The following is a 23,271-nucleotide window of genomic DNA, read 5'->3' on the forward strand; positions in this document are numbered from 1 at the left end:
TTTAGAAGATTGTTATTGTATGATTGTGGCAGATATTATATAGACTGTATAGTAATTTAATTTTTGAATTCATCGTTAATTCGCAAGAGAAGACGTGCAGTAGCCGATCAAAATCAGACTTCGATTTGGAAGTTACGAACGAGTGAAAGTCATTCAGAGTCAGAAACAGGCTTGTATTCGGACAACAAGTGCGAACGAAAGTCATTCATAGTCAGAAACAGGCATGGATTCGGACAACAAGTGCGAGCGAAAGTCATTCAGAGTCAGAAACAGGCTTGGATTCGGACAACAAGTGCGAACGAAAGTCATTCAGAGTCAGAAAAAGGCGTGAATTCGGACAACAAGTGCGAGCGAAAGTCATTCATAGTCAGAAACAGGCTTGTATTCGGACAACAAGTGCGAGCGAAAGTCATTCAGAGTCAGAAAAAGGCTTGGCCACATTAAGATGTGCCATCTGAAATTGAGTATTTCAGCGTTAATACGGATTTTCTATCATGTCTGAACCTCCAGAAGAGATTACCCTTTTCAAAAAATACCGTTTACAAAACCATTGTATGGGGAACTTAATTCATAAAAGAATATTTCTGATACAGGAAAGGATGCGGGACATGGAACGTGTAGCAGTCATCTTTAATCCAACAGCAGGAAGAGGAAAACTACAGAAGCAAAAGGTGAAGATTGAAGAAATTTTACATAATCAATTCGAACAGGTAGATTTTTACGAAACGCAGAAATACGGTGATAGTGGTGATTTGGTTAGAAAGGTTGCTAGTGAAGTGGATATAATCATCGCTGCTGGTGGTGATGGAACAGTCAATGAAGTTGTGAATGCACTATGCCGATTAGACAGGCGCCCGGTCTTAGGCATTATTCCGGGTGGAACGAGTAATGATTTTTCGAGAGCAATCGGGATGTACCAGAATCCAGTCAAGGCTACATATCAGATCGTGGACAAGCATCAGCAGCCTGTGGATGTTGGTAAAACCGATAAAAATTATTTTCTTAACTTCTGGGGGATTGGACTGATCACCCAGGTAGCTAGTAATGTTGATTCCGAAGTCAAAGACAGGTATGGTCGATTTGGCTATTACTTACGAACGGCACAAACAATGGGGAAAACAGAACCGTTTCACCTGCAATTAGAAGCAGATGATTTCAACTTTGATGATGAAGCGGTCATGCTTGTAGTTGGGAATGGAACGTTTACTGCCGGAGTCGAAGCATTTTTTCCGAAAGGCGATGTCCAAGATGGGTTGCTCGATGTACTTTTAATAAAAGAAACTTCTGTGCAAGTGTTTTGGTCGATGTTGCAAACAAAAATGTCTAACCAACCAACGAAAGAAGAAGGGTATATCTATTTCCAAACGAAAAAATTGAAAGTAACGGCGACACCAGAACAGACCGTTGATTGTGACGGGGAACGTCGTTGTTCGACACCGTCAGAAATAGAAGTTTTGCCGGATTATTTAACGATGCTTGTAGGCGAAATGAAATAAAAATCCCAAGTGGCTTCTGCTGCTTGGGATTTAGTACGTATGAAACTATACCTTTATCTCTAACAATTCTCTTAATTCTTTTTCCGATAACTTCGAAAGCATCGTTTCACCAGGTTGGATAATTTGATCAACGAGCTCGCGTTTCTTTTGTTGTAATTCATAAATCTTTTCTTCTATCGTTCCTTCTGTAATCATTCGGATTACTTGGACGACGTTTTTCTGACCGATACGGTGAGCTCTACCGGCAGCTTGTTCTTCGACTGCGGGATTCCACCACAGATCGTAAAGGATAACGGTGTCAGCACCAGTTAGATTGAGTCCAGTTCCACCAGCTCTTAGCGAGATTAGGAATGCAGATTTTTCCCCTTCATTAAAACGATCGACCATTTCCACTCGGGTTTGTGAGGCAGTAGAACCGTCTAAATAAAACGTATCAAAATCTTCCTGCTCCAATCGTTGGTTGATTATTTTTAACATACTGGAGAACTGTGAAAAAATTAATGGGCGCTTGCCATTTTGTTTCAGATCATGGATCAACTCGATTAGCTGCTCTAATTTGCCAGATTGACCAGTGTAATTTTCCAAGAATAAGGATGGATGACAACAAATTTGTCGAAGTCGAGTTAGACCCGCTAGTATTTCTAGCTTTCCTTTTTCAAACCCTTTTTCCTGGATCGTTTCGGTAATCTGTTCTTGCATCTTTTCCACGTACGCAATATAGACTTGTTTTTGATTCTTTGTTAGGTCCGAATACTGAACCGTTTCTATTTTATCTGGCAATTCGTCTAAGACATCTTTCTTCAAGCGTCGTAAGATAAATGGTCTTGTGATTTTGGATATATATGCATGATCTAGTTGAAGGAACTTCTTTTTGTTATCAAAAAGACCAGGTGATATTGTATAAAATAAGGACCATAATTCATCAAGCGAGTTCTCGATTGGTGTACCACTTAAGGCAAAACGCTGGCTTGCTTGGAGCGCACGAACTGCTTTTGCTGTTTGTGTTAAGTGGTTTTTAATTGCTTGTGCCTCGTCTAAGATCAATGCATCAAAATGAAACGACTCGTATAAATCAACGTCTACACGGAGCAAGGGATAAGACGTAATATACACGTCAACCTCACCTGTTTCTTGCATCAGATTGCTACGTTGGGTTTTGTTACCAGCAATTACCTGGATGTTTAGGCTTGGTGCAAATTTTTCAAACTCCTTCTTCCAGTTATATAACAAGGAAGCGGGTGCTACCACAAGACTTTTGTAAGGTGTATTCTTGGCCTGCTTTTCTGCAAGTAGATACGTAATTGTCTGTATCGTTTTACCAAGGCCCATATCGTCTGCTAAAATGCCACCAAGATGATAGTGCGATAGTGTTCGGAACCATTGATAGCCAACATGCTGGTAATCACGAAGCTCTGCTTCCAAATGATCTGGTAGGCGGAAGTTCAGTTTGCTCGGTTCCTTTAATTCATCGAGCAACTGCTGAAATGATGCACTAAACTGGGCGGTATCTGCTTTTAATGTATCCTCAATTTGAAAGCTACGTGCAGCCGGAATTTGGATGTGTGCCTCATCCACTTGCTTCTTATTTAATTGCAAGCGGTCTGCTAGCTCATAAAAAGAATCGAATGCTTCTCCTTCAAGTTCAATAAGTGCTCCATTCGGGATACGGAAATACCGCTTTTTTTCAATCATTGCTTGGAGTACTTGTTGCACGTCTCCTTGAGAGATCCCCTCCATATCAAAATAGATATCGAGCATCCCGCTATTTTTATTTATATTTACTTTGGAAGTAAGGCTTGGTCTCTCACCAGCAATCATTGTCTTTACGTTATTGGCTACGTAAACAGTGGCCATCTGTTCAAGATCCACTAACTTCTCATATAAAAACGCATAGATTGCTTCATTTTTAAATAAGTGGTATTGGTCTTTTAAATAAACAAAACCTGCCTGTTCAATGAATTGCAAAACTTCTAGTTCTTTTGCCATGTTTCGTTTCACGATTTGATCCGTACTTGCCTGTTCTTGTTTGTACGGGTGAAATACACGGCTACCATAATGAAATTCAGCCTTAGCAATTAACGTACTGTCATGTTCATCGATATATATTTTTGTTAGAAGAGGGGCAGTCGATATCGTCTGCTTTGTTTTTTCGGATAACTTGACGTTTCCGATCTCTTCTAATTTTGGAACAACAGTAGAAACAAATGTTTCAATCTTATCATTCGATATACGGTGTGATTGCTTATTACGATAAGGAAGTAGCGCATATAATTGATCAATAATTTTTTGTTGTTCTTCCTTTATTTGATAAAAAACCCCTTGCTTCACGAGATACCTATAACTTTCTAGGTACGTGTGATCGGAAAGCATCGAAACATCAATTGTAAAATGTGTGTCGTCTTGTTGATCCAATTTAAAATCAAGATGTGCAAGCTCTTGTTGGATCGAAATCGGGAGCAGTTCCCCCGTGTAAGCTTTGTAAAAGCTGTTCTGTTTACTTATCGATTCTAGCAACGAATCAGCAATGCCAGGTGGTATCACTAAAGTGCGCTTGTCATGCAGCGGGTTGGAAAAAGAATTTTCAAAGAGTGTTTCATTTTCATAAGCTGTAATGAGTGTTTGAATCAGGTACTGATCTTCCTCACTAAATTGATGGATCCTTGGGTCATAGTTGAATTTTGCTGTTAGTGGATAGACTTTTGCCTTCTTCACATGAATGAGAAACTCTCGTATATTCTTGACTACATACAATTTACTTGTTCCTATTTTTAATTCCAACTCTAAAAAGGCTTTCGAATTATGTGGATTAATTCTAGAACCAATCGTATATTCTACTTCCAGTTGTTCCGTTTGAAGTGCGTTTGGTTTTGATTGCGTTGAAAAAGCGTCCATAATCCTACTTGTAAATGTATCATTCGGCACATGATCTATTTCGATCACAGGTGCGGGACTTTCTTGTAGGTCTTTGTTCACGTTCTTCCAAGAGTCTTGACTAATCGCCAATAAAATGGCAGCAATATGCTTACATGTATAATGTGTCGCATAGGCAGGACAGTCACAACTTGCTTCTAATTCATCATTTTCGAAAAAGAAGATACGAACGCTATACGTTTCTGTTCCACGCACTTGTCCTCGCCAAGAGTTAATGGCTGGGTTATAGCTTAGTCCAAAGACACGATTCTGTTTAAAGTAATTTTGACCTCTTTTATAAAAACGTTCGCCAGTAATTCGAATAATATCTTGTTTATCTAAGAAAAAGGTGCGCATTTAAAATCCCTACCTTTTGTTCTGCGTTAAAAAAATGAAGTGTATCAAGTATAAGAAATTTTTCTAATCTGACATGCATCTCTTTATTATAACAAAATTTTCACAAGTAAGTTTTAAATCTATCTTAAATTGAATTAAACTTTTAGCTAAAAGAATAGAAGTTACGCCTACTAATCGTAATGAATCGGCTTATCGCTTACCTTCGTAAGTCAAATCGTCGATCGCTCAATCCGAGTATGAGTAAAAAAATAGGTGATCGTATAGTAGGAAGAGTAATCGAACTTGAATTACTCGCTTATTTTACTTAATGTCCCTAGGCTTTCCCAATACAAGTTGACTTAACAGCTTATCTCATGCTATTTTTACTATCGTGAGAAAAAATAATTTGTCCTCGTAAAATGAGGATTTATCCTATATAAATCAATGAAAAAGGAGCTTTCTTCCGATGTAAATGAAAATCCCTTAAATGAAAAAACACAATAAAATAATAAATAGATTGGAAGGGATTTTTTATGTCTATAAAAGATGAAGTAAGTAAACGGAAGACATTTGCGATTATTTCGCACCCGGATGCCGGGAAAACTACATTAACAGAAAAGCTACTATTGTTTGGTAACTTGATTCGTTCAGCTGGAACGGTTAAAGGAAAAAAATCAGGGAAATTCGCAACTTCTGACTGGATGGAAATTGAGAAGCAGCGTGGAATTTCCGTAACATCAAGTGTAATGAACGTGCCTTACAAAGGCTATCAAGTGAATATTTTAGATACACCTGGACACGAAGACTTCAGTGAAGACACGTACCGTACATTAACTGCGGTAGACAGTGTGGTCATGATTATTGACGCGACTAAAGGGATTGAAGCCCAAACACTTAAGTTATTTAAGGTTTGTAAAATGCGTGGTATTCCGATTTTCACTTTTATTAATAAGTTGGATCGTGAAGGTCGCGAGCCGTTAGAGCTTTTAGAGGAAATTGAAGAAGTACTAGATATCGAGACATACCCAATGAACTGGCCAGTTGGTATGGGAAAACGATTTTTGGGTATTTTTGATCGTTACAATGAGCAGTTTGTTAAGTTCAACGGAAATGAAGAAGAGACGTATATTCCATACAGTGAATTAGACAATCCTGAGCACGCAGAACTAGTAAATAGTGCAACGTACCAAGAAACATCAGACGAATTAGAGTTATTAGACGAAGCGGGCGATCAATATTCCATGGAGTCTATTTTAAAAGGAGAACAAACACCAGTATTCTTTGGTAGTGCCCTTGCGCCATTTGGAGTGCAAACATTTTTTGATACGTTTGTACAAATGGCACCAAATCCGACACCAAGAAAAGCAACATCAGGAATCATTAATCCTGAAAATGAAGAGTTCTCTGGATTTATCTTTAAAATTCAGGCGAATATGAATCCGGCGCACCGTGACCGTGTGGCATTCCTTCGCGTATGTTCCGGAAAATTCGAACGCGGAATGAACGTGACATTAGCACGTACGGGCAAAGCTTTTAAGCTATCGCAAACACAACAATTTGTTGCATCTTCTAGGGACACAGTGGAAGAGGCATACCCTGGTGACATTATCGGTATTTATGATCCGGGCTCCTACCGCATTGGAGATACGTTATTAGAAAGTAAAGAAAACTATGAGTATGATGAACTACCACAATTCCCACCAGAGTTGTTTAAAAGAGTAACAGCTAAGAACGTGATGAAAGCAAAGCAGTTTAAAAAAGGGATCGAGCAACTGGTGCAAGAAGGTGCAATCCAATTGTTCCGCGGTCATCCAATGGAATCCTATATTATTGGTGCCGTTGGCCAACTGCAATATGACGTATTCGAATACCGTATGAAAAATGAATACAACGTGGAAGTTATGTTAGAGTCGATCGGCGAAAGAATTCCGCGGTGGTTGAAAAAAGAACAAGTGGATACATCGATGTTTGATGAGCGTAACATGCTGGTAAAAGATCGCGATGATGAATTCCTTGTCTTGTTTAAAAATGATTTTGCGTTGCGTTGGTTCATGGATAAACATCCAAAAGTAGAGTTAATTGATTTGTTTGAAGTGAACAAATACGATCAGAGTTATAGATAAATTTGAATCTTTAAAAAACCCAACGCTTGCATCAAGCGTTGGGTTTTATTACAAGTTTATTCATCTTGTCTTTGACTAAATTCATCCTTAAAAAACCAACGATAAAATAACCTTGAAGTATAATAAGTTATACCCATCGTTATAAAACTCCAATACCACTTCCATTTGACATATTTAATAAGGTTCGTGTATCTTTCAACAAAAACCTCACCTATTGTTAAAATTCCTGCGTGAAAGATGTAATAAAGAAATTTTATGAATCTATCCTTGTTTTCTGGATAATACAGATTAAAGATGGCACAGAAAGTCGGATAGATAAAATATTCAAAAGAAAAACTTGTTTTATTTGCTTTATTAAAGATTCTAACCGGGTATTTAATTAACCCTTTCTCTACTACTAATAAACCAAATAGCCAAGTTACCATCTGTTTATATAAAAATGCTACAGTACCATGTCTTACCTTATTCTTTGGTATAAATTTCACTAGAAGTCCAGTGGTGATAGCCCAAATCAATCCTAAAATAGCATAATTTCTCATGACTTTTTTTGTTTTAAGCATAATCATATCCCTTTGTGCACGAATGACATCTGTCTGAAAATCGATAATTTTTGATTTGAAAAATACTTTTTATATTCTTCTCAGAATTCATGAAGTTATTCATGTTTGAAAACGATTAAAAAAAACCGCACAATGGCAGACATTGCCACTGTACGATTTAATCATTTAGCTCAACCCAATTATAGGGGTGATTCTACTACATCTATATGTATTTCCTTATGATCATGAATCTCGCCTTTTTCCACATGAATGGTTACATTGTAAGTGCCTGCATGGGCTAAAGTGGCTGTACCGTTGTATGTTCCAGCTTCGCCTTCGTCAAGGTCTATCCATTGGTCATCTGACTCCGTTGTATGCTTGATCTCTAATGATACTTTTGCATCTGAAAGTGCTTCTTCATTGTTGGTTACTACTACAGATAATGCGGATTCTTCTCCAGCGTGGAAAGTGTCTTCTGAATCCAGGTTCATCGTTACGCCACCATGATGGTGGTCATCATCATGTGCAGTGTCATGGCTATGTTCTGATTCATCGTCATGATGCTCATGTGACTCTTCTGTCTCTGCTGGTTCTTCGCTCTCTTCTTCCACTTCTGTACTCACATCACCAACAGTGATCTGGACAACAGGCATCGTGTGCATGGAGCGGGCGGTCACATGGGATTGTACGTGATAAATCCCTGCATCTGTAAAGGACGTAGTAATACGGTACACACCTTCACCTTGATGGTTGCCACTTAACATGATAGAAGATTCTTTTTCACCTTCCATCCAAATTTCAAACTCAACTTCGTCTGCATCATCTACGACTTCTCCCCCTTGTGTAACAACAGCATCAATCGTTGTTTGCTCTGCTACCTCTAAAGTTTCAGGCGCTTGTAAATCAACTTCGAGAATTGCCTCTAGTTGTTCGTTCTCTTCACTATTATTTGTATCCTCTTGTCCGCACCCAACAAGCAGGCCTACGATTATCATTATTGGTATAAAAAACTTCATTTTGTACTTCCTTCCTATTGAAAAAATCTTTTCTCTGCTTTTGATTATAAATAACTTCTTTTTAAACCACAATGTTAAGTATCACAAATCAAATTTCTAACAAAAATGAAAAGATCATGGTAGGCTATGGAAAAAGAACAAAAATGAGTCGAATGTCTGTTCGTGTTTTTGTTTGAATTATAGTATAATGTGATAATATAATAGAGGAATGACATGGAACGGAGGGTTTGATCGTGGAAAATACCTTTGAATTAGTTTCAAATTATCAACCACAAGGTGATCAACCGAAAGCAATTAAAGAATTAGTGTCAGGAATAAATGAAAAAAAACGACATCAAACATTGCTTGGGGCAACGGGTACTGGTAAGACATTTACCGTATCGAATGTTGTGAAGGAAATCAACAAGCCTACACTTGTGATTGCGCACAACAAAACACTTGCGGGTCAGTTGTACAGTGAGTTTAAAGAATTTTTCCCAAACAATGCTGTGGAGTATTTTGTTAGTTATTATGATTACTACCAACCAGAGGCTTATGTCCCATCTACGGATACGTTTATCGAAAAGGATGCGAGTATCAATGATGAAATTGATAAACTACGACACTCGGCGACATCTTCTCTATTTGAACGTAGAGATGTATTAGTTGTAGCTAGTGTATCTTGTATCTATGGTTTAGGTTCCCCGGAAGAGTATCGCAACCAAGTCGTTTCGATTCGTGTTGGGATGGAAAAAGATCGTGATGCATTATTACGAAACCTGGTAGACATACAATATGCACGGAACGATATCGATTTTCAACGTGGTACATTTCGTGTTCGTGGTGATTCAGTCGAAATTATTCCTGCTTCTCGAGAAGAACATTGTATTCGTGTCGAGTTTTTTGGAGACGAAATCGACCGCATTCGGGAAGTGGATGCCCTAACAGGTGAGATTATCGGGGACCGAGATCATATTGCCATTTTCCCTGCTTCCCACTTCGTAACCGGGGAGGAAAAGCTAAAGGTTGCAATGAAGAATATTGAAAAAGAACTACAAGAACAGTTGAAAGTGTTTAGGGAACAAAATAAATTGCTAGAAGCACAACGGTTAGAGCAACGAACGAATTATGATCTAGAGATGATGGGCGAAATGGGCTTTTGTTCTGGAATAGAAAACTATTCTAGACATTTAACTTTACGTGAACCAGGTTCTACGCCTTACACATTATTAGACTATTTTCCAGATGACTTCTTGATCGTGATTGATGAATCCCATGTTACACTACCCCAGGTTCGTGGTATGTATAATGGTGACCAGGCTAGAAAGCAAGTCCTTGTCGATCATGGTTTCAGGCTACCATCTGCTATGGACAACCGTCCGTTAACGTTTACGGAATTTGAGAAAAAAGCGAATCAATTTATTTTCGTATCAGCCACACCTGGCCCATACGAGTTAGAACATACACCATATATGACGGAACAAATTATTCGCCCAACGGGATTATTAGATCCAGAAATAGAAGTTCGTCCAATCGAAGGCCAAATTGATGATTTAATTGGTGAAATTAACAAACGAGTCGAACGTAATGAACGTGTACTAGTAACTACATTAACGAAGAAAATGTCTGAGGATCTCACCGATTACTTAAAAGAAATTGGTATCAAAGTGGCTTATTTACACTCAGAAATAAAGACATTAGAACGTATTGAGATCATTCGGGATTTGCGTGTAGGGAAATATGATGTGTTAATTGGTATTAACTTACTAAGAGAAGGCTTAGATATCCCAGAAGTGTCACTCGTTACTATATTAGATGCAGACAAAGAAGGGTTTTTACGCTCGGAACGTTCGCTCATTCAAACAATGGGTCGCGCTGCCCGTAACGAAAACGGTCGAGTTATTATGTATGCAGACCGGATCACAGATTCGATGACAAAAGCGATTGATGAAACGAATCGACGTCGTGCCAAACAACAGGAATACAATGAATTACACGGTGTTACACCTACGACGATTAAGAAAGAGGTTCGTGATGTGATTCGGGCAACAATGGTCGCAGAAGATGCAGATACGTACACAGAGGACAAGCCAAAGCTTCGTGATCTTTCTAAGAAAGAAAAAGATAAGTTAATCGAAGAAATGGAAAAAGAAATGAAGCAAGCAGCTCGTGAATTAAATTTCGAAAGAGCGGCTGAATTAAGAGATCTAGTATTGGAATTAAAAGCGGAAGGATGACCGTGAATGGTTAAGAAAGCAATATCAATAAAAGGGGCAAGAGCCCACAATTTGAAAAACATCGATGTGGACATTCCAAAAGACAAGTTAGTCGTTTTGACTGGTTTATCAGGTTCGGGTAAGTCATCTTTAGCTTTTGACACCATTTATGCAGAAGGTCAGCGTCGGTATGTAGAATCATTATCGGCTTATGCAAGACAATTTTTAGGTCAGATGGATAAACCAGATGTAGATGCGATCGAAGGACTTTCACCAGCGATTTCGATTGATCAAAAAACAACAAGCAAAAATCCAAGGTCAACCGTTGGTACGGTAACGGAGATCTATGATTATATGCGTTTGCTTTTTGCAAGAATTGGCCACCCAACGTGTCCAAAGCATGGGGTTGAGATCACATCACAAACGGTCCAACAAATGGTAGACCGTATTTTGGAATATCCGGAGCGAACGAAACTTCAGATTCTTGCTCCAACTGTTTCGGGCCGTAAAGGTTCACATGTAAAAGTGCTGGAAAAGTTGAAGCAAGAAGGTTATGTACGTATTCGTGTAGATGGGGAAATGCGTGAAGTAGCCGAAGATATAGAATTAGATAAAAATAAGAAACACTCGATTGAGGTAGTAATTGATCGTATTGTCGTTAAAGACGGGATTTCTTCTCGTTTGACAGATTCCCTTGAAACCGCACTTGGACTTGGAGAAGGTAAAGTGGTCGTTGATGTCATTGGTGAGGAAGAATTGATGTTTAGTGAACACCATGCATGTCCAATTTGTGGTTTCTCTATTGGTGACATGGAGCCGCGCCTGTTCTCTTTTAACAGTCCATTTGGTGCTTGTGGAAAGTGTGACGGTTTAGGCACGCAGCTGGAGGTAGATCTTGACCTCGTTATTCCTGATTGGGATCTTTCCTTAAAAGAAGGAGCGATCGTTGCATGGGAGCCAACAAGTTCCCAATACTATCCAAAGCTATTGGAAAGTGTATGTACGCATTATGGCATCGATATGGAAGTCCCGGTCAAGGCTTTGCCTAAAGATCATTTAGATAAAGTATTGTATGGAAGTGGAAAAGAGAAAATCTTTTTCCGTTACGAAAACGAATACGGTATGATCAGAGAAAATGACATTCTTTTTGAAGGTGTTATAGCTAACATCGCACGTCGATACAGGGAAACAAGCTCAGACTATATCCGTGAGCAAATGGAAAAGTATATGGCTCAAAAAGCTTGCCCTAAGTGTAAAGGCTATCGCCTGAAAGAAGAAGCACTCGCTGTTTTAATCAATGGCTTGCATGTTGGTCATGTAACGGAATTCTCTGTAACAGAAGCCAATGATTTTATTAATGGATTGTCATTAAGTGAAAAAGAACGAAAAATCGCTCAAATGATTGTGAAAGAAATTAGTGATCGTTTAACGTTCTTAACGAATGTGGGATTGGATTACTTAACCTTGTCTCGAGCAGCAGGCACACTCTCTGGTGGGGAAGCACAGCGTATTCGATTGGCTACCCAGATCGGTTCCGCATTAACTGGGGTGTTATATGTATTGGACGAGCCATCGATTGGTTTACACCAACGAGATAATGACCGTTTAATAAGCACGCTACAAAGAATGCGAGATTTAGGTAATACGTTAATTGTTGTCGAGCATGATGAAGACACAATGCTAGCGGCTGATTGGTTAATTGATATTGGTCCAGGTGCTGGCGAACATGGTGGATCTATCGTTGCTAGTGGTACTCCACAGCAAGTAATGAAAAACAAAGCATCCTTAACGGGTAAGTACTTGGCAGGAAAACAGTTTATTCCGTTACCTCATGAGCGTAAAAAGCCAACAGATCGTTGGGTGGAAGTGATTGGTGCGGAACAGAATAACTTGAAAAAAGTAGATGTGAGCTTCCCGATAGGTTTATTCACAGCAGTAACAGGCGTATCTGGTTCCGGAAAAAGTACGCTTATAAACGAAATATTACACAAAGGCCTAGCAATGAAGCTTAACAGAGCAAGACAAAAACCAGGGAAGCACAAAGCAATTAAAGGAACCGAACATTTGGAGAAGGTTATTGATATTGATCAGTCTCCAATTGGACGTACGCCGAGGTCTAATCCAGCTACTTATACTGGTGTATTTGATGACATTCGAGATGTTTTTGCACAAACGAATGAAGCAAAAGTCCGAGGGTACAAAAAAGGACGTTTCAGCTTTAATGTGAAGGGCGGACGTTGTGAAGCGTGTCGTGGTGATGGGATTATTAAAATTGAAATGCATTTCTTGCCCGATGTATATGTTCCGTGTGAGATTTGTCATGGTAAACGGTATAATCGAGAAACACTAGACATTAAATATAAAGGGAAGAACATTGCTGACGTATTAAATATGACAGTGGAAGAAGCACTAGAGTTTTTCGCCAACATTCCTAAAATCAAAAGAAAAATTCAAACGGTTTTTGACGTTGGTTTAGGGTATGTAAAGCTTGGCCAACCTGCAACTACATTGTCAGGTGGGGAAGCGCAAAGAGTTAAACTAGCTAGTGAATTACATCGTAGATCAAACGGTAAATCCTTTTATATTCTGGATGAACCGACAACAGGACTACATGTGGATGACATTTCAAGATTGTTACAAGTGCTTCAACGACTAGTGGATAACGGTGACTCGGTCTTAGTGATCGAACATAATCTGGATGTGATAAAAGCAGCGGATTATATTGTTGATCTCGGACCAGAAGGTGGCGACCGTGGCGGAACAATCATAGCTACTGGGACGCCTGAGGATATTGCCGAAGCTCCTGATTCACATACTGGCCGATACCTAGCTCCCGTTTTAGAGCGGGATCGGAAACGAATGGACGATCGAATTAAAGAAAAAGAAAAAGTAGGGCAAAGCTAATGTTGAGTAAGGCTGCCTCTTTCCTAATATGTAGGTAAGGGTGCAGTTTTTCTTTTGATCTTGTTTGAAGCAGTATTATTAATCTCTGTAACTAACCCACATAACTTGCCCACATAAAGCGCAATCTTTTGACCAACTATCCGTTTTTGGGTAAGGTAAAAATATAATATTTGAATATCCTTATAAAAAGAAGGTGTAGACGAATGGAACCGATCATGATTGAAAAAGTACAATCACTTTTAGAAACTTATAAAGATAAAGATGTGTACGTCCACTTAGAAACAACGAATGGCGCATATGCAAGCCACCATAATGAAAAAGCATATAATGTTGGTGCATTTATTCGTAATGCGCAAGTAAACTATTCGCATGCGAAGATCGTAGGGAAAGATGATGTGTACCGTGTTGGATTAAAACTTGGCATCGGCTGGGTATATGCAGAAGGGCTTAGCAAGTATGAAGTTGATGATCAAAACCGTTTATTAATGGCAGGACATGACCGAGAAGGAAGACTAATGGTCGCCTTACAAATAAGTGAAACCCCATTTACATATTAAGAGGAACCATGACTTGGGCTTGTTCTTAACTTTTGTTGTGACTAACTATATATAAACTTACGGACCCGCTCCTCGAGTGACTGCTTCTCTTGCAGTACTGTTTGTAAAGTAATAAAGTTCCTATTATCTACGACAAAGTGAACTTATATTTACAGCATAATAATGCTAGTGGAGGAAATACACGTAGACTCCTGTAGGATCTGCGAGACAGGCGAGACCCTGCAGGAGCAAAGCGACGAAGCGGCTCGGCGCTCGCCCCACGGAAAGCGGAGTGTATTTCCGGAACGGTAGAGCACCATTTCCATTTTTAGTTACTGCGCATTAGTATCAATTAACAACATCAAATGAAAAACAAACGAAACATTATTGACGTCTCTGACGTATGAAAGAATATAATTAGATAGGAGAAGTGAATTCTGTGGAAAAACATGTAGTAGTCATTTATCCTCATCCAGATGATGAAGCATTTGGAGCTTCTGGAACCATCACTACATTTAGGCAACAAGGCGTACCAGTCACATATTTATGTGGAACATTAGGTGAAATGGGGAGAAATATGGGTAATCCCACTTTTGCCACCCGAGAAACATTACCTGAAATAAGAAAAAAAGAGCTAATTGATGCCTGTGAAGTGCTTGATATTGAATTAAAAATGCTAGGCTACCGAGATAAAACGCTAGAATTTGAGTCACGAGATGAAGTAGCAGAGCACTTAAAAGCGTTACTTGAACAGATTAAACCAAGTTTGGTTATTACCCATTACCCTGGTCATGCAGTCCATCCAGACCATGATGCTTTAGGTGCTGCTGCAATTGAAGCAGTTCGTCGGATGGATCCAGCAGCTAGACCTAAAGTATGGGCACAAGCAATTAGCAAAACACATGTAGAAGAACTTGGTGAACCGGATATAACGATCGATGCGAAACCTGTGTTTAGACAAAAGATGAAAACTATTATGGCCCATCAATCACAGGCGCAAGGCATGTTAGGTAGTATGAATCCAGATACAGATGATATCGAAGCGATCGCGCAAGAGTGGTTAGGAACGGAAAGGTTTTATACGTGGACTTATTAACATGCATTTCAAATTTTGATCACCTTTAAAAGTGATTAGTGAGGTGTGGATTGAATGAAAGAAGACCGTAAAAGAATTTTGAAAATGGTAGAGGAAGGCCTCATTAGTGCCGAAGAAGCAGCAGAGCTTTTTGAATCATTAGATAAAGCAGATAAAGCAGAGAAAGCAGAAAAAGAACCCAATCAACTTACAGAGCAAGTAAAGTGGGATCAAGGGGAAAGCTACTATTCACAAAACAAGAAGCAGTCAACGACAAGTAAAAAGGCGAAGCTGCTTAGTTTAGTTGAAGAAGCGTTCACCAAAATAAAAAACGTCGACTTAGATTTTAATTTCGGAACGCATACAGTAGTTTCCCACATTTTTCATAGTCAGAACGTCGATGTATCTAACCTAGACATTGATATTGCGAATGGAAGCTTAACCCTTTCTCCATGGAACGAAGCAGATGTGAGAATCGAATGTGAGGCAAAAGTGTACCAAGTCGATGACAAAGATCGTGCAAGACAAAATTTCTTAGATACTAGTGCTTTTCATGTCGATGAAAAACAACTGCATTTTAGTGTGCCATCCAAGCAAATTAAAACAGACGTTGTCATGAAAATCCCTGAACGTTTATATGAGAAAATCTCAGTGAAATTGTTTAACGGTCCGGTTAATGCGGAATCAGTTAAAACAAAGCAGTTACGCGTGAAAACTTCCAATGGCGATGTTACCTTGAAACGATTAGAAGGGAAGCTGCTATTTGTTGAAACGGGTAATGGAAAAATCACGACTGATCAAGTGATGATGGAAGAAGTGGAGACGGAAACGATGAATGGGGCTATCCATTTAGATGGACAATTTCATGCTGTAGATGCGCAAACTGTAAATGGGAGTATTCAATGTGCGTGGGAAGGGGAAAATACGCGCACAGGATTTTTCAGAACTACTACTGGAAGTATTCGACTTCACGTACCAAATACGGTGAAAATTGAAGGAAAGTTAGAAAGTAACATTGGTGGATTACACTGCGATCTTCATAATTACCAAGTAGTAAATGAAACAAAAGAGGTCATTAAACGAACCTTACAGTTTGAAGCACAGCAAGAACATAGTGCTCTACTCCATATTGAAGCAGAAACAAAAACGGGGTCGATTTGGGTTTTACCAAATAAGTAGATAGGAGGAATTGCCATGAAAAAAAGACTGTATCGTTCAAAAGATGAAAGAATGTTAACGGGTGTACTAGGTGGGATTGCTGACTACTTTCATTTCGATCCAACGATTGTTCGGCTACTATTTTTTATTGGTGTTCCATTCACGGGATTTTTCCCATTAGTCTTTTTCTATATCGCGGCTGTCTTTATTATCCCGAAGGAAGAGGAAAGATTTGAATGAAAAGCTGGATCTTATCGCTACTACTAAATGCAGTTGCACTAATCGTCGTTGATCAGTTATTTACTTCTTTTACGATTGACGGATTTGGAACAGCTGTGCTCGCGAGTTTCATCTTGTCCATATTGAATGTAATCGTAAAACCAATTTTAATCGTGTTAACATTACCAATCACAGTTCTTTCTCTAGGCTTGTTTTTGTTTGTGATTAATGCAATTACATTGATGATTACACAAGCATTAATCGGAAGTTCCTTTGTGATTGAAGGTTTTGTTTCTGCGATCTTTGCAGCCGTGATTTTATCTATTCTTAATCTTTTATTAAACAAACTGATAAAAGACACGATCCTCACAAGCAAATAGAATGAAGAAATAGCGTAGGTTTAGCCTGCGCTATTTCCCATTGTACGAGCATGATTTTTCCCATTCTACAAAACATAGGATAAAATGGCATGCTTAAAACAGCATTTTCTAATTGGTGGAGTCAAATAGTAATGCTAGGGTATGTAAAAAATGCTACAATAGAGTACAATGATTGACATCTAATAGGCAATATGGAGGGAAATATGGTGAAAGTACGTACGGAAGACTTATTAAATCAATTTCAATTAGAGCTCGTTGCTGGTAAAGATGGGATCCACCGTGAAATCTTAATGAGCGAGATTTCCCGACCAGGGATAGAAATGACTGGATACTTTAAGTATTATCCAAAAGAAAGATTACAATTGCTTGGAAAGACAGAGCTTTCATATTACTCAGATCTAAGTCATGCAGAACGTATGGACCGTGCTGAACAAATTTGTACAGATATTACACCTGGGATTGTTGTCACTAGGGGATTAGATGTACCAGAAGAACTAATCGAAGCATGTAATGCATCAGGTGTTCCATTAATGCGTTCGCCTTATAAAACGACACGAGTAATTAGTCGACTAACGAACTACTTAGAGGCGAAATTCGCTCCTTTCACAGCTCTACATGGTGTCTTAGTTGATGTCTATGGAATCGGTGTGTTAATTACAGGACAAAGTGGTGTTGGTAAAAGTGAAACAGCACTTGAATTAGTAAAACGTGGGCATCGATTGGTTGCGGATGATTCGGTTGAGATCCGTCAAGAGGATTATGACCGCCTGATTGGGACAGCCCCGCCACTTATTGAACATTTGTTGGAAATACGTGGATTAGGTATTATTAATGTAATGACCTTATTTGGTGCTGGATCTGTTCGTTCTTACAAAAAAATATCGATGATTATTAATCTCGAAACGTGGGATCAAAAGCGACAATATGATCGTTTAGGCTTAGAGGAAAACACGATGAAAATCATTGATGTAGAAGTGCCTAAACTTATTCTTCCGGTTAGACCTGGACGAAATATTGCTGTTATTATTGAAGTTGCGGCAATGAACTTCCGTTTGAAGAGAATGGGTGTAAATGCGGCAGAGGAGTTTTCTGAGCGTTTGACGAATATGATTCAACAAGAAAAGTCAGGAATAAATGTAAAAGCTGATTTAGATTTTGATTGATAGCATGGAAGTGTAAAAGGGGGAAGAGGAATTGTCTTGTAATCAACCAGCTTTAGATAGAGTAATGATTGAGCTCGGTCCATTTACTGTATATTGGTATGGCGTGATCATCGCAACAGGTGCCTTTTTAGGGTTGTTGCTTGCGACAAGAGAATCAAATCGTTTAGGACTGAAAAAAGATCTGTTTGTGGATCTTATTGTCTTTGCAGTACCGATTGCTATTATTTCTGCGAGACTTTATTATGTCATTTTTGAATGGGAACGCTATGTAGGCGGTCCTTGGTGGAAGCCTTTTGCAATCTGGGAAGGTGGAATTGCGATTCACGGTGCATTAATTGGATCGGTAATTACCGCTATTGTTTTTGCTCGTGCGAAGAAAGAATCTTTCTGGCAAATTGCTGATATTGCGGCACCTAGTATTATCTTAGGGCAGGCAGTAGGTCGTTGGGGTAATTTCATGAACCAAGAGGCACATGGTGGAGCTGTATCAGAAGCTACATATAATAATTATCTACAATATCTACCAGACTTTATTATGAACCAAATGTGTATTGATGGTACGTATTATCACCCTACTTTTTTCTATGAGTCGGTTTGGAACCTCATTGGGTTAGTCATACTACTAGTCTTGCGAAAAGTTAACCCTAGACGTGGGGAAATATTCTTATCTTATGTCATTTGGTATTCAATTGGACGCTACTTTATTGAAGGTATGCGTACTGATAGCTTATATATTATTGGTGAGTTAAGAACTGCTCAGGTTATTTCAATTGTCTTAGTTGTATTAGGAATTGCGTTGATGATTTATCGCCGATACAGTGGGCAAGCGAAAATGAGCTACAATGGGAAAAAACGAAGATAGAAGCGAGGAGTCTTGACTGTGATAGGTGTTTTACAACGAGGATTTAAACAGGGGCTACAAGTAACATGGACACTTGGAAAAATTATTTTTCCTGTTACAGTAATCGTGACGATTCTTCGTTACACGCCATTGTTACCATGGCTAATCGATCTTATAAGTCCGTTTATGAAATGGATTGGTTTATCTGGAGAAGCAGCCGTACCGTTAGTCATTGGTAATTTTCTTAACCTATATGCCGGTATCGGTGCGATTGTTTCTTTTGATTTTACAGTTAAAGAAGTTTTCATTATGGCGATCATGATGTCGTTTTCGCATAACTTGATTATCGAATCGACAGTTGCGGCGAAGGTTGGGATAAAATGGCCAATCGTTGTAGGTGTTCGAATCGGATTGGCCTTGCTATCTGCTTTTATCATTAACTTATTTTGGAAAGGCGGTAGTGAGTTAGCACAGTATGGATTGATTCCTAAGACAGAAGAAGCTCCAAGTGCATGGGGTGACATTATGTTGCAAGGAATTCAAACGGCACTTTTAAGTGTGGTGCAGCTTGCTCTCATTGTTATTCCATTGATGATTGTCATTCAATTCTTTAGAGAGCTAGGTTGGATGGATAAAGCATCAGGCTTGCTAGCACCTTTTACAAAAATACTAGGTATGGAAAAAAACGCATCGATGACATTGGTCGCTGGTCTTGTTATTGGCCTTGCTTATGGTGCAGGCTTAATGATCCAAGCGGTAAAAGAAGATGGGGTTTCGAAAAAAGATATGTATCTTGCATTCATATTCCTAGTCTCCTGTCATGCCGTTGTGGAAGATACGTTGGTGTTTATTCCTTTAGGTATTCCTGTATGGCCACTCTTAGTTATTCGGTTAACTACTGCGATTATATTAACGGCAGTCATTGGGTTTGTATGGAATCGAAGGATCGCAAAAAACAAGAAAGGGGATCAAAAACAACATGAGTATTCGTACGATACTATTTGATCTTGATGGAACGTTAATTGATACAAATGAATTAATTATTGCTTCATTCACGCACACATTTGATAAACATATTCCTGGAAAATATAACAGGGAACAAATACTGAACTTTATTGGACCGCCATTAGTAGACAGTTTCATTAAGGTGGATCCTGTAAACGCTGATGAAATGATTCAAACCTATCGTGACCATAACCTATCAAACCATGATGATTTTGTTGTTGCCTATCCAACTGTGGTAGAAACAATGAAAAAGCTTAAGGTTGCAGGCTATCAGTTAGGTATCGTTACGACAAAAGTAAATAGCACTGCAAAAAGGGGTCTAACTGTTACGGGTATGGACGATGTATTTGAAGTTTTAATAGGGTTAAATGATGTGGAAAATGCAAAACCACACCCAGAACCAATTCTTAAAGCTATTTCTGCGTTAAACGCTAATCCTGCAACGACATTAATGGTCGGAGATAACTACCACGACATTGAAGCGGGGAAAAATGCGGGGGTAAAAACTGCAGGTGTTGCTTGGACAATTAAAGGCAGGGAATCACTAGAAAAGTTAGAGCCTGATTATATGTTAGAGGAAATGAGTGATCTCCTAAAAATAGTAGGAGTGTGACATGATTGCGAAATACCGAGCGATATCGAGTAAGCGGGGCTAATTCATTATGGCACGTTTATAAGACTGTTCCGTTTTGGAAAGTAGTTAAAAATTTTGTCATTATTCAATTAGCGCGATACACCCCTTTTATAGGGGTGAAAAATTGGCTTTACCGCACGTTCTTACGGATGGATGTAGGCAACCAAACAGCTTTCGCATTAATGGTGATGTTAGACATTATGTTTCCAGAGCGGATATCTGTAGGGAAAAATACTGTGATTGGTTATAACACAACGATTCTTGCTCACGAATATTTGATTAAAGAATATCGATTAGGTGACGTGAAAATCGGTAGCGAAGTGATGATTGGTGCAAATTCAACGATCCTACCTGGAATCACGATTGGCGATGGAGCGATTGTATCTGCAGGTACCGTGGTTCATAAGGATGTGTCCCCAGGTACGTTTGTTGGTGGAAATCCAATGCGGGTGATCTATACGAAGGAAGAAATGGACAAACGAATCCAACAAGATGATTTCTTTCAATCGAATGAGTAGTGTCTTTTCTTCATAAAATTATACTAGTAGAGATAAAGGATTTTGTTATGTATTCTTTCTCTACTAGTTTTGTTATCTTGGGTTTTTATTTTATTTTTTAATGCAGTCAATATATAAACTCTGTCGTAACATTCCAAGTACATCCTTACGGGTTCTTATAGGATGATTGCTAAACCGACGCTCCGGAAAAACACTCGCTTTCCGTGGGGAACGCTTCAGCTTCCTCGCTCGCAAAGAGCGCTCACTGCGGGATCTTCAGACTGTTCCTTTCCCACAGGAGTCTCGTGTTTTTCCTCCGCTATGTTTGGCTTTCTATTAAAGTGAGAAGTAAGCTAGTCATGATTTGAGGGGTTAATATACTTAATGCAATGGAAGGTGCAAATTCCTTTTGGAAAAGCATAAGTTCGATTTTACTAAAAGCAGTTACTAGCGGATCGAGTGAAATTGGTGACACTCCTGCGGGAACAGCGCGAGCCGAAGATCCACTCAGAAGCGAACTTTCTTCTGAGTTAGCTGAGGCCGTGCCCGCGGAAAGGGAGCCAATTTCACTCGAGGAGCGGGTGGGTTAGTTACTGCGCATTTTATATCAAAACGAAAAACATAAATTTCAAAAAATGAATTTTTGACACATAGGCATGATGCAATAGCTTTGTGTTTAGCTGTCAGAAATTCATTTGAAAGCACTTACTTGTATTTATATTTTTATAATAGGGAGGAAGGATATAAGTGAAAAAGTATATGATGGCACTTGATCAAGGGACGACAAGTTCAAGAGCAATTTTATTTAATCATGATGGGGAAATTGTATCGGTTGCGCAGCGCGAATTTCAACAGTTTTTTCCGCAATCTGGTTGGGTAGAGCATGATGCAAATGAAATATGGACAACGATCACTTCTTGTATGGCGGATGTTCTCCGTAAAGCAGATGTACATCCAAACCAAATTGCTGGAATCGGAATTACGAATCAACGAGAAACAACGGTAGTCTGGGATAAACATACCGGGAAACCGATTCATAAAGCAATCGTTTGGCAATCAAGGCAAACAGCAGACATATGCAAAGCATTAATCGATAAAGGATATAACGAAACCTTTCGTAAAAAAACCGGATTATTATTAGATCCTTATTTTTCTGGAACAAAAGTAAAATGGCTATTAGACCATGTAGATGGGGCGAGAGAAAGAGCGGAAAAAGGGGATTTATTATTTGGAACAATAGACACTTGGTTGATTTACAAGCTTTCTGGTGGTAAAGCCCACGTGACGGATTATTCAAATGCATCCCGCACGCTGATGTATAATATACATGAATTAAAATGGGATGAAGAACTGCTAGACGTATTGGAAGTGCCAAAGTCCATGCTCCCTGAAGTCCGTTCATCATCTGAGGTGTATGCAGAAACAGTAGCACATCACTTTTTTGGTCACAACATTCCAATTGCTGGAGCGGCAGGTGATCAACATGCAGCCTTGTTTGGGCAAGCGTGCTTTGAAGAAGGTATGGTCAAAAACACATATGGAACAGGCTGTTTTGTGTTAATGAACACAGGAAAGAAAGCAGTAGAATCTAATAATGGCTTGTTAACCACACTTGCGTGGGGGTTGAATGGAGAGGTAGAATACGCGTTAGAAGGAAGTGTGTTTGTTGCTGGTTCTGCAATTCAATGGCTCCGTGACGGCCTTCGGATGATTAAAAATGCACCGCAAAGTGAAGAATATGCAAAACGTGTGACGAGCGCAGAAGGTGTCTACGTAGTTCCGGCATTTGTTGGCCTAGGTACACCGTATTGGGATAGTGATGCAAGAGGTGCGATGTTCGGATTAACAAGAGCAACCGAGAAAGAACATATTATTCGAGCAACTTTAGAATCTTTAGCCTATCAAACCAAAGATGTAATTGATGCAATGGTAGAAGATGCAACAATTGATGTTAAAGCTCTTCGTGTCGATGGTGGAGCTGTTAAAAATAATTTCTTAATGCAATTTCAAAGTGATATGCTCCGCGTCCCTGTGGAAAGACCGGTTATCAATGAAACGACCGCGTTGGGTGCAGCTTATCTAGCAGGATTGGCAGTCGGCTACTGGGATAGTAAAGAGCAAATAGCACGTCAATGGAAATTAGAAAAGACGTTCGAATCAAATATGAAAGTAGCTGAACGTGACAAACTGTATCATGGATGGAAAAAGGCAGTGAAAGCTACACGTGTATTTACTTAAGGTGTT

General features: G+C 39.2%; 19 protein-coding genes. 16 read left to right on the forward strand and 3 right to left on the reverse strand.

The window, feature by feature from the left end:
• The first annotated feature begins 63 nt into the window (after window positions 1-63).
• Window positions 64-444, forward strand: a complete 381-nt coding sequence (locus tag NYQ66_RS16215) for a hypothetical protein (protein WP_259870888.1) — start codon at window positions 64-66, stop codon at window positions 442-444.
• Between the two features lie 164 nt (window positions 445-608).
• A complete protein-coding gene (locus NYQ66_RS16220; RefSeq protein ID WP_259870891.1) occupies window positions 609-1,496 on the forward strand; it encodes a diacylglycerol/lipid kinase family protein in 888 nt (295 codons plus the stop codon).
• A 45-nt stretch (window positions 1,497-1,541) separates the two neighbouring features.
• Here NYQ66_RS16220 and NYQ66_RS16225 read toward each other — a convergent pair whose 3' ends face one another.
• Complete coding sequence (locus NYQ66_RS16225; RefSeq protein WP_259870894.1) at window positions 1,542-4,763, reverse strand: DEAD/DEAH box helicase; 3,222 nt, start codon at window positions 4,761-4,763, stop codon at window positions 1,542-1,544.
• 512 nt (window positions 4,764-5,275) lie between these two features.
• Between NYQ66_RS16225 and NYQ66_RS16230 the strand changes: the two genes are divergently transcribed.
• Window positions 5,276-6,865 (forward strand): peptide chain release factor 3, encoded by a 1,590-nt coding sequence (locus NYQ66_RS16230; RefSeq protein ID WP_259870897.1) that lies wholly within the window; start codon window positions 5,276-5,278, stop codon window positions 6,863-6,865.
• Window positions 6,866-6,921: 56 nt separating this feature from the next.
• On the opposite strand, the gene NYQ66_RS16235 is transcribed toward NYQ66_RS16230, so the two are convergent.
• Window positions 6,922-7,425: a CBO0543 family protein gene (locus NYQ66_RS16235; RefSeq protein WP_259870900.1), complete on the reverse strand. Its 504-nt coding sequence runs from the start codon at window positions 7,423-7,425 to the stop codon at window positions 6,922-6,924.
• Between the two features lie 179 nt (window positions 7,426-7,604).
• Window positions 7,605-8,420, reverse strand: coding sequence for a FixH family protein (locus tag NYQ66_RS16240; RefSeq protein ID WP_259870902.1), 816 nt, complete (start codon window positions 8,418-8,420; stop codon window positions 7,605-7,607).
• 233 nt (window positions 8,421-8,653) lie between these two features.
• On the opposite strand from NYQ66_RS16240, the gene uvrB reads away from it, so the two are divergent.
• The 13 genes from uvrB to glpK all read left to right on the forward strand — a co-directional run bounded on the left by uvrB (window position 8,654) and on the right by glpK (window position 23,265).
• Window positions 8,654-10,636 carry an excinuclease ABC subunit UvrB gene (uvrB, locus tag NYQ66_RS16245; protein WP_259870905.1) on the forward strand — a complete coding sequence of 661 codons (1,983 nt, stop codon included), beginning with the start codon at window positions 8,654-8,656 and terminating at the stop codon, window positions 10,634-10,636.
• A 6-nt stretch (window positions 10,637-10,642) separates the two neighbouring features.
• Window positions 10,643-13,519, forward strand: coding sequence for an excinuclease ABC subunit UvrA (gene uvrA / locus NYQ66_RS16250; protein ID WP_259870907.1), 2,877 nt, complete (start codon window positions 10,643-10,645; stop codon window positions 13,517-13,519).
• Between the two features lie 203 nt (window positions 13,520-13,722).
• Complete coding sequence (locus tag NYQ66_RS16255) at window positions 13,723-14,076, forward strand: YojF family protein (RefSeq protein ID WP_259870910.1); 354 nt, start codon at window positions 13,723-13,725, stop codon at window positions 14,074-14,076.
• A gap of 418 nt (window positions 14,077-14,494) precedes the next feature.
• Window positions 14,495-15,151: a bacillithiol biosynthesis deacetylase BshB2 gene (gene bshB2, locus NYQ66_RS16260; protein WP_259870913.1), complete on the forward strand. Its 657-nt coding sequence runs from the start codon at window positions 14,495-14,497 to the stop codon at window positions 15,149-15,151.
• Window positions 15,152-15,205: 54 nt separating this feature from the next.
• Window positions 15,206-16,309 (forward strand): DUF4097 family beta strand repeat-containing protein, encoded by a 1,104-nt coding sequence (locus tag NYQ66_RS16265; protein ID WP_259870916.1) that lies wholly within the window; start codon window positions 15,206-15,208, stop codon window positions 16,307-16,309.
• 15 nt (window positions 16,310-16,324) lie between these two features.
• Window positions 16,325-16,528, forward strand: a complete 204-nt coding sequence (locus tag NYQ66_RS16270) for a PspC domain-containing protein (protein ID WP_259870919.1) — start codon at window positions 16,325-16,327, stop codon at window positions 16,526-16,528.
• A complete protein-coding gene (locus tag NYQ66_RS16275) occupies window positions 16,525-16,887 on the forward strand; it encodes a phage holin family protein (protein WP_259870920.1) in 363 nt (120 codons plus the stop codon). The genes NYQ66_RS16270 and NYQ66_RS16275 overlap by 4 nt, the downstream gene beginning before the upstream one ends.
• A gap of 203 nt (window positions 16,888-17,090) precedes the next feature.
• Window positions 17,091-18,050, forward strand: coding sequence for an HPr(Ser) kinase/phosphatase (gene hprK, locus NYQ66_RS16280; protein WP_259870922.1), 960 nt, complete (start codon window positions 17,091-17,093; stop codon window positions 18,048-18,050).
• Window positions 18,051-18,081: 31 nt separating this feature from the next.
• The gene (lgt, locus tag NYQ66_RS16285) at window positions 18,082-18,912 is read left to right on the forward strand and encodes a prolipoprotein diacylglyceryl transferase (RefSeq protein ID WP_259870923.1); all 831 of its coding nucleotides are present in this window, start codon (window positions 18,082-18,084) and stop codon (window positions 18,910-18,912) included.
• Window positions 18,913-18,930: 18 nt separating this feature from the next.
• Entirely contained in the window at window positions 18,931-19,896 is a 966-nt protein-coding gene (locus NYQ66_RS16290) for a nucleoside recognition domain-containing protein (RefSeq protein WP_259870924.1), read from the forward strand.
• Entirely contained in the window at window positions 19,871-20,509 is a 639-nt protein-coding gene (gene ppaX, locus NYQ66_RS16295; protein ID WP_259870925.1) for a pyrophosphatase PpaX, read from the forward strand. Before NYQ66_RS16290 ends, ppaX begins: the two co-directional genes overlap by 26 nt.
• A gap of 5 nt (window positions 20,510-20,514) precedes the next feature.
• A complete protein-coding gene (locus NYQ66_RS16300; protein WP_259870928.1) occupies window positions 20,515-21,048 on the forward strand; it encodes an acyltransferase in 534 nt (177 codons plus the stop codon).
• Between the two features lie 738 nt (window positions 21,049-21,786).
• Window positions 21,787-23,265, forward strand: a complete 1,479-nt coding sequence (gene glpK / locus NYQ66_RS16305; RefSeq protein WP_407652108.1) for a glycerol kinase GlpK — start codon at window positions 21,787-21,789, stop codon at window positions 23,263-23,265.
• Window positions 23,266-23,271 lie beyond the last annotated feature (6 nt).

Origin of the sequence: Aquibacillus koreensis (assembly GCF_025154055.1) — a bacterium.
Classification (GTDB): domain Bacteria; phylum Bacillota; class Bacilli; order Bacillales; family Amphibacillaceae; genus Aquibacillus_C; species Aquibacillus_C koreensis.

Bases quoted from the DNA above. Each gene is read 5' to 3' on its own strand.
- NYQ66_RS16220 (WP_259870891.1), top strand. From the start codon at position 609: ATGGAACGTGTAGCAGTCATCTTTAATCCAACAGCAGGAAGAGGAAAA.
- NYQ66_RS16225 (WP_259870894.1), bottom strand. From the start codon at position 4,763: ATGCGCACCTTTTTCTTAGATAAACAAGATATTATTCGAATTACTGGC.
- NYQ66_RS16230 (WP_259870897.1), top strand. From the start codon at position 5,276: ATGTCTATAAAAGATGAAGTAAGTAAACGGAAGACATTTGCGATTATT.
- NYQ66_RS16235 (WP_259870900.1), bottom strand. From the start codon at position 7,425: ATGCTTAAAACAAAAAAAGTCATGAGAAATTATGCTATTTTAGGATTG.
- NYQ66_RS16240 (WP_259870902.1), bottom strand. From the start codon at position 8,420: ATGAAGTTTTTTATACCAATAATGATAATCGTAGGCCTGCTTGTTGGG.
- uvrA (WP_259870907.1), top strand. From the start codon at position 10,643: ATGGTTAAGAAAGCAATATCAATAAAAGGGGCAAGAGCCCACAATTTG.
- NYQ66_RS16255 (WP_259870910.1), top strand. From the start codon at position 13,723: ATGGAACCGATCATGATTGAAAAAGTACAATCACTTTTAGAAACTTAT.
- NYQ66_RS16265 (WP_259870916.1), top strand. From the start codon at position 15,206: ATGAAAGAAGACCGTAAAAGAATTTTGAAAATGGTAGAGGAAGGCCTC.
- NYQ66_RS16270 (WP_259870919.1), top strand. From the start codon at position 16,325: ATGAAAAAAAGACTGTATCGTTCAAAAGATGAAAGAATGTTAACGGGT.
- NYQ66_RS16275 (WP_259870920.1), top strand. From the start codon at position 16,525: ATGAAAAGCTGGATCTTATCGCTACTACTAAATGCAGTTGCACTAATC.
- hprK (WP_259870922.1), top strand. From the start codon at position 17,091: ATGGTGAAAGTACGTACGGAAGACTTATTAAATCAATTTCAATTAGAG.
- ppaX (WP_259870925.1), top strand. From the start codon at position 19,871: ATGAGTATTCGTACGATACTATTTGATCTTGATGGAACGTTAATTGAT.
- glpK (WP_407652108.1), top strand. From the start codon at position 21,787: ATGATGGCACTTGATCAAGGGACGACAAGTTCAAGAGCAATTTTATTT.